Here is a 6,173-nt window from a genome sequence, read left to right on the forward strand (position 1 = left end):
AATACAATGTCTTAAATTTTTTGAATACTTTTTTCAGAAAGGAAGATCGTCCGCGCTATCTGCTCCAAAATCGACAGGAGGCGAAGGTGGGATAGGAGCCTGCGCAAAGTCGGGCACCGGGGGGATGGCTGCTGCCGGAGAAGCTAAGTCTACCTTCCATGCTTTTACGTCGGTATACCAGCGGCCGTTATACTCACGGCTTTCAACGTCGAATGAGATATCCAAAACGTTTCCTACCTGTAAAACACTTTCGTTGGCTTTGTCGCCCCATATGGAGATACATATTTTTTTTGGATACTGTCCGTCTGTTTCAACAACGATATCCTGTTTTTTCCACTCTCCGTTTCGTCCCACACCCGTTTGCAGGGGCAGCACTTGTATCAATTTTGCTGTTAATTGCATGATGATGTTTAGTTTATAAATACAGAAACCAAAGATACGAAAAACTATTCTTTCTGCGTTTCTTCCTCCATCTTTTCAACGAGTTTTTCGGCACTGTCGTCGTCCATCTTGTTTATAAATTGTTGATAGTAAGAAATCAGCAGTGTTGTGGTGGGGATAGCGATAATCATGCCGACAATGCCCAGCAGCGAACCCCAGATTGATAATGACAGCAGTATGATTGCTGGGTTCATTCCCATGGCGCGCCCCATTATCTTAGGAATCAGTATTAAATCTATTATACACTGTATGCCTATATATATCAGCACCACTATTCCTACGTAAGGCCAGAAGCTTTCGCCCGTTTGCGATACCCTCAACCAACAAAGCAGAACGGCAGGCAAAAGGCTCAGCGCATGCATATAAGGAACCATGTGCAGGACGGCTATGATGACACCCATCAGTATGGCCAGCGGTAGCCCTATTATCTGGAAGCATATTGCGAACAATATCCCCACAATGACACATATAAGAGCCTGATGCCGGAAGTATGTATTCATGCTTTTCTCAACATCGAGCGCAAGCTTGTTTACAAAAGGGCGGTGCTTGGGAGGGATAAGTTCCCGCCAAAGCAGGTTTATCTTGTCGTAATCGAGCAGGATAAAGATAAGGTATAGCAACACAATAAATACTACGGTAAAGCCTAATATAAAGGAGATACTGCTCGATAGGAATTCCTGAACGGCAGGCAGCAGGTATTTGAGGGTTTCGGAGGCTTGCTCTTTCGACAAGGCTTCTTTAATCCTGTTGAAATCGACATGCTCTACCAAAAAGTCGTGAACACTCATCGGAATGCCGTCTATGGTAATGGTTTGCAGTTGGTAAGAGGCTATCAGGTCGTTTATCTGGATTATTTCTTTTTCTATCATGGGGGTTATCAAAAAACCGGCTCCCGTAAGAATGCAAACAACAAGAAAAAAGGTAAGCGTTACGGCTGCAAGCCTGTTTTTAAGATGCAGTTTCCGCTGAAAGAAGCGAACCAACGGATTCATCAGGTAGGCAATGAGCCATGCCACAAGAAAAGGAAGCAAAACACTGCTGAGCACATAAATCATGTAGATTGCGAAACCAAACAAGAGGGTGCTTATCAGTAGGCGGACAACTCTGTCGAAAGTAAACGGACGGTCAAATCTGTTAGACATATTGTTATCGTATTTATTTATATCTTTACAAAGATATCCGATTTTTTAATATTACTGTTTTTTTGATAAAGGAATATGAGGTATATACTTGCTGTTTTATGGATTATGCTCCCTCTTGTGGCTTTTGGACAGGCTAAAAAAAACGCGTTGGAGGTGTTTGTCAGTGCCAAAGGATTTGAAAACGCAAACCTTTCGGTCTGTGTGAAAGACGAGTCCGGAAAAACCGTACACGAATATAATTCCAAAAAATCGTTGACTCCGGCATCTGTACTCAAAGCCCTGACCACAGCTACCGCCATGGAGCTTTTGGGGGCTGATTTCCGCTTCAAAACAGAACTCTATGCCGACCGTAGTGTGCCGAGGTTGATTATAGTGAAAGGCTATGGCGACCCTACTCTGGGCAGTGAATATATTTCCGATCCGGCAAGCGAGTTTCTGAATCGGTGGGTAGCTGCCATCAAAGAAAAGGTAAACTCCAAAAGCGTACAAATTTTGGTCGACGACAGCTATTTTGGCTATAAAGGGGTTTCCAGCAAATGGATAAGGGAAGATTTGGGCAACTATTTTGCAGCAGGTGCTTATGGTATCAGCGTTTTTGACAACACTTATCGCCTTGTGATGAATACGGTGAATACCGATTCGTGTCCCCGGATATTAAGGACAGAGCCTGCGGTCGATTGTCTTAAATTTACCAATATGCTGCAGCTGAACAAAAGCGGACAGGATAATGGTTATATCTGTGGCGAGCCGTTTTCGTGCCACCGTTTGCTGATGGGCGATATTCCGGCCGCAAAAGCCTCTTTCTCGATAAAGGGCGATATCCCTGACCCCGGTTTGTTTCTTGGGCAAACACTTGCCGCTAACTTAAATAAGCATGGATACGAAGTGCAGGGAGTCAGAACTCAACGGAGGGAGTACCTGCAAAATATGTTTTCTTCGGAACTAAGCTTTCAGGTTGAATACGAGAAGATATACACGCATCAGTCTCCCCCTTTGTGGGAAATAGTGAAGGTGATAAACTTCCGCAGTAATAATCATTTTTCGGAACACCTTATTCGTGCTATCGGGCGGGTGAGAGATAAAAAAGTTTATTCCGAACCTTTGAACGAAGGCGTCGGTCAAATTAAATCGTTCTGGAAGACAAAGGGTTTGGACGTGAACGCTCTGTTTATGTACGATGGATGTGGTCTATCGCCATCGAACGCCGTGAGCAGCGAATTCCTTTGCTCTGTTCTTTCGTATATGCAACGTAGCGGAACGAGCTGGAACCGTTACTATCAGTCGTTTCCTGCTGCGGGCAAAGAAGGAACTGTTCGCGGCTTGCTCAAAGGAAGTCGCCTTGAAGGCAAGGTGAAAGTAAAAAGCGGAAGTATAGCCGGTGTGCAATGTTATGCCGGATATTACTTTACGCAGGACAAAAAATACTCGTTCGTTGTGATGGTAAATAATTTTACTTGCCCTCGCCGTGAGGCTGTTAAGGCAATTGAAAATTTACTGCTGGGTATATTCTGAGTTTAGTAATCGAAGGATGATTGCCGGTTTTAGCCCGAAATAGATGCCATAAATTCCGGATGTTGTTGTAAACAAACAACAAGAGCCATCCCCCATAGAGAGGATAGCTCTTGTTTGTCCAATCGAGAAATTGGTTATCTTATTTTATTGTAGCCTTTTTAGTCTATAAAGAAGTTGCTGTATTGCTTCCTGATAGTCGTCGATGATGGCTTGTGTGAAAGCTTCGGGAAACAAAACCCTTTGTTTGTCGGAGTATTTGAAAAAATCTTCCGCATGTTTTATTATATCCGTCGGGTTTTTAGTTTCGGGGATTACTATATCCAAATCGCCATTCAAGGCATACGATGTCTCTACCAAACGGTCGGTCGCGTCCAGAAGGTCGGCTATTGCCTGGTCGAGGGCAATGTGCTGAGAATAGCTGGCCTTGCCTGTTACATGCCAGTGATGCAGTTTAAGACTGTTGTTGAAAGAAAATATCTTTCCCAAAAATTCACCTATTTCAGCATTAGCTGAAGTTGTTTTCTTTTCTTTTAATGTTGAAGCACTCATAGTTATAAAGTTTATTTATTAATATTTTCCGATTATAGACAAATGTAATAATTAAAAATCAAATATGGCCATAAATTAAATTGATAATAATTATACTTTATAGCTACAGTCTATATGTTTATTTTTTAATTAACGGTTTGTTAATGTCATCATCAATAACTATCCTTATAACATGATATCGGGAAGAATTGTTTTGGAAGAAGTCAAAATAAAAGAATTATAACTACGGCAAATGCGTGAGTTTTTTATAATTTCATTTCTGTACGCCTTAATAACATTAGTTCGCATAGTATAGATTTTAAGGGTTGAATATGGTAAAAGAATTAACAAAAGCATTCTTTCTTTATCGCTTTTCGGAAAAAGTTTTTTTGTCTTAGAAGAGCTAAAACAAGTTATGTTTAATCCTTCGCTCAAAAAAACATTTTGCTTTGTGTGAAATCTAAAAATATCCTCCAAGCATGATACGAAAAACATTATCTTTGTAAGAGAAAGAATAAATTTAAAAATGAATATAACAACAATTCATAAGATAATAAATGGGGATAGCAGGCAAATGAGCGAACTCGAAGATAAAAGTGTTCACTTAATAGTTACTTCTCCACCCTATTGGCAATTAAAGGATTATGGGTCAGAAAATCAAATCGGATTTCATGATGATTATGAAACATATATAAATCATTTGAATATAGTTTGGCAAGAATGTTATCGGGTATTACACGATGGTTGTCGACTTTGCATAAATATTGGAGATCAATTTGCTCGTTCAACTTATTATGGTCGTTACAAAATAATTCCAATTCATACTGAAATCATAAAGTTTTGTGAAGCAATTGGTTTTGATTTTATGGGACAAATCGTTTGGCAGAAAACAACTACAATGAACACTTCGGGAGGAGCGAGTATAATGGGAAGCTTCCCATATCCAAGAAATGGAATTGTTAAATTGGATTTTGAATATATTTTGCTTTTCAAAAAGCAGGGAAAATCTCCACAACCGACCAAAGAACAAAAAGAAAATTCGGCAATGACCAATGAAGAATGGAACACATATTTCAATGGACATTGGTATTTTTCAGGAGTAAAACAAGATAAGCATTTAGCGATGTTTCCTGAAGAATTGCCTTATCGGCTTATTCGTATGTTTTCATTTCCAAATGAAACTGTTTTAGATCCTTTTATGGGAAGTGGAACAACTGCAGCAGTGGCGAAAAAACTATATCGAAACTCCATTGGGTATGAAATCAATTCTGAATTTATTCCGATTATTGAAGAAAAAATTGGAGGTAGTGATGTCTTTTCCAAGATTAAAACTGAATTTATTCAACAAAAGCCTATCTTACAGGGTTTTGAAAAAGAAATAAAAAAACTTCCATATCAGTTTATAGATACGCACAAGTTGAATAAAAAAATTGATATTAAAAAAATACAATATGGTTCAAAAATAGATGCTGAAAGTGTAGGAAAGCGAGAAGAGTTTTTCTTTGTGAAAGAAATTATTTCTCCCGAATTAATTAAATTAAATAACGATTTGATTATTAGATTAATTGGCATTAAGCAAAACTTAAATGTTAATAAAGAAGCAATAGATTTTCTTTACAAAAAACTAAAAGGTAAAAAGGTTTTTCTTAAATATGATGAAATAAAACACGATTCGGAAAATCATTTAATGGCTTACTTATATTTGAAAAATAAGACGTTTATCAATGCACATTTATTGAAAGAAAAATTGGCAATGGTCGATAACTCAATTAGCTTTAAGTATAAAAATAAATTTTTAAATCTATAGACAATGGCAAAAGAGTGGATATTAAATAGTGCGATGAATCGATTTCAGTTGAATTTTAAACGAAATGTAGGTTCGACTTCAGAATCTATTAGAAAATGTGCGCCCAAAGATGTTGGAGAATGGCGTGAGTATTATTTCAAAAATGTAAAGCCTAAAGAACATATTGAAGAGCTTGGAAAGAAATTGTATGTAAAGATTACAGAAGTTATTCAATCTGAAGTTGAAGAGATTACAGAAAAAGATTGTGTAGACTACATGTTTCAATTAGTTATAGACAGAACATTTGATGGCTACATGACTGAAATAAGTACGATCTATGGGCAATTGCAAAAAATATTGAATATAAAAATAGAACCTGCTTCTGATGAATGGGATAGATTATTTAATGTTGATTTTTATATAAAAGTTAATGAAAAATATATCGGGCTGCAAATAAAACCTGTTAATGCGGGTATACAACTTTCGGAAATATTTAAAGAGTATAATTTGCAAGCTGAAACCCACATTAAATTCACAGAAGAGTTTGGAGGGAAAGTGTTTTATCTCTTTTCTGCAAAAAATGGGGAAAGAAAAGAAATTATGAATAAGGAAGTAATAGATGAAATAAAAAAGGAGATAGAACGACTGAAATGAATACTAGATAGCTAATAATGCGAATCAGTAGTTGAAACAATTCGCTGATTTGTTTAGTTAAATTATTTATTATCAATGAAATAAGCGCGTTGAATATTTGCTCAATCTCT

At 37.6% G+C, this 6,173-nt stretch carries 6 protein-coding genes; 3 read left to right on the forward strand and 3 right to left on the reverse strand.

Translation table 11 applies throughout. The features are described 5' to 3' along the window. Positions 1-33: 33 nt before the first annotated feature. Together M2132_RS09825 and M2132_RS09830 are read right to left on the reverse strand one after the other, a co-directional pair. Complete coding sequence (locus tag M2132_RS09825; protein ID WP_280673191.1) at positions 34-402, reverse strand: DUF3127 domain-containing protein; 369 nt, start codon at positions 400-402, stop codon at positions 34-36. Positions 403-446: 44 nt separating this feature from the next. After that, positions 447-1,583: an AI-2E family transporter gene (locus M2132_RS09830; protein WP_280673192.1), complete on the reverse strand. Its 1,137-nt coding sequence runs from the start codon at positions 1,581-1,583 to the stop codon at positions 447-449. 75 nt (positions 1,584-1,658) lie between these two features. On the opposite strand from M2132_RS09830, the gene dacB reads away from it, so the two are divergent. After that, a complete protein-coding gene (gene dacB, locus M2132_RS09835; RefSeq protein ID WP_280673193.1) occupies positions 1,659-3,095 on the forward strand; it encodes a D-alanyl-D-alanine carboxypeptidase/D-alanyl-D-alanine-endopeptidase in 1,437 nt (478 codons plus the stop codon). A 144-nt stretch (positions 3,096-3,239) separates the two neighbouring features. Here dacB and M2132_RS09840 read toward each other — a convergent pair whose 3' ends face one another. Beyond that, positions 3,240-3,644, reverse strand: coding sequence for a DUF5856 family protein (locus M2132_RS09840; RefSeq protein WP_280673194.1), 405 nt, complete (start codon positions 3,642-3,644; stop codon positions 3,240-3,242). A 505-nt stretch (positions 3,645-4,149) separates the two neighbouring features. On the opposite strand from M2132_RS09840, the gene M2132_RS09845 reads away from it, so the two are divergent. After that, a complete protein-coding gene (locus M2132_RS09845; RefSeq protein WP_280673195.1) occupies positions 4,150-5,430 on the forward strand; it encodes a DNA methyltransferase in 1,281 nt (426 codons plus the stop codon). Between the two features lie 3 nt (positions 5,431-5,433). Beyond that, complete coding sequence (locus tag M2132_RS09850) at positions 5,434-6,063, forward strand: MjaI family restriction endonuclease (protein ID WP_280673196.1); 630 nt, start codon at positions 5,434-5,436, stop codon at positions 6,061-6,063. The last annotated feature ends 110 nt before the right edge of the window (positions 6,064-6,173 follow it).

It is taken from the genome of Dysgonomonas sp. PH5-45 (assembly GCF_029893235.1).
Lineage (GTDB): Bacteria > Bacteroidota > Bacteroidia > Bacteroidales > Dysgonomonadaceae > UBA1309.

Excerpts from the sequence above, each read along its gene's own strand:
- dacB (WP_280673193.1), top strand. The coding sequence starts at position 1,659 with ATGAGGTATATACTTGCTGTTTTATGGATTATGCTCCCTCTTGTGGCT.
- M2132_RS09845 (WP_280673195.1), top strand. The coding sequence starts at position 4,150 with ATGAATATAACAACAATTCATAAGATAATAAATGGGGATAGCAGGCAA.
- M2132_RS09825 (WP_280673191.1), bottom strand. The coding sequence starts at position 402 with ATGCAATTAACAGCAAAATTGATACAAGTGCTGCCCCTGCAAACGGGT.
- M2132_RS09840 (WP_280673194.1), bottom strand. The coding sequence starts at position 3,644 with ATGAGTGCTTCAACATTAAAAGAAAAGAAAACAACTTCAGCTAATGCT.
- M2132_RS09850 (WP_280673196.1), top strand. The coding sequence starts at position 5,434 with ATGGCAAAAGAGTGGATATTAAATAGTGCGATGAATCGATTTCAGTTG.
- M2132_RS09830 (WP_280673192.1), bottom strand. The coding sequence starts at position 1,583 with ATGTCTAACAGATTTGACCGTCCGTTTACTTTCGACAGAGTTGTCCGC.